Annotated in this window: 1 protein-coding gene; it reads left to right on the forward strand. The window is 78.0% G+C overall.

What is annotated here, in order from left to right:
- Positions 1-90 precede the first annotated feature (90 nt).
- Positions 91-723, forward strand: coding sequence for a TetR/AcrR family transcriptional regulator (locus tag LCE31_RS40030; RefSeq protein ID WP_225023233.1), 633 nt, complete (start codon positions 91-93; stop codon positions 721-723).
- Positions 724-772 lie beyond the last annotated feature (49 nt).

The following is a 772-nucleotide window of genomic DNA, read 5'->3' on the forward strand; positions in this document are numbered from 1 at the left end:
GTACGCCGCCGCGCCCCCGGTCCACGGCAGCCGGCCGCCCCCGCTACCCTGACGCACCAGGGACCAGCGCGGGCAGGGGGAGGCCGGCCTATGGCGGAGCGGGGTGCGCGGGGCCCCGGCGCGGCCGAGGAGCGCTCCGGCGAGCGCGCGCGCATCGTCGACGCCGCCTACCGGGCGCTGGCCGCCACCGACGGGTCGTCCGCGTCCGTCGGGGACATACTCGCGGAGGCGGGCTTGTCCACCCGGGCCTTCTACCGGCACTTCGGCTCCAAGGACGATCTCCTGATCGCCATGTTCCGCAGGGACGCGGCCACCCTCACCGCCGAGATCCGCGCCGCGACCGCCGCCGCCACCTCGCCCACGGACGCGCTGCGCCGGTTCGTGCGCGGCACCCTGCGGCTGACCTCCGACCCGCGCCGCCGCCACGTCCTGGTGATCCTCTCCGAGGAGGCCGTGCGCGCCAAGGGGTACGCGGCGGAACGGGCCCGGCTCGACGCGGCGTCGGAAGCTCTCATCGCGGCGATCATCAAGCGCGGCAGGGCGAGCGGTGACTTCCCCGGCGCGGGCGACATCGCGGCGGACGCGGGGTCCATCGGCGCACTGCTGCGCCACGCGGTCGACGAACAGCGGGCGCGCCCCAGCCCGGGCGGCGCGCGGGCCGCAGCGGACCGGGTGGTCGGTTTCGCACTCCGGGCGCTGGGCGGCACGGCGACACGGCCGTAGGCCGCGACGCGCCGCTGCAACGGGCGGCACAGCTACCCGGCCCCAGGCC

Origin of the sequence: Streptomyces sp. 8L (assembly GCF_020176795.1) — a bacterium.
Taxonomy (GTDB): domain Bacteria; phylum Actinomycetota; class Actinomycetes; order Streptomycetales; family Streptomycetaceae; genus Streptomyces.

What these genes read in the sequence shown, in the direction of transcription:
- LCE31_RS40030 (WP_225023233.1), top strand. Translation starts at nt 91, where the DNA reads ATGGCGGAGCGGGGTGCGCGGGGCCCCGGCGCGGCCGAGGAGCGCTCC.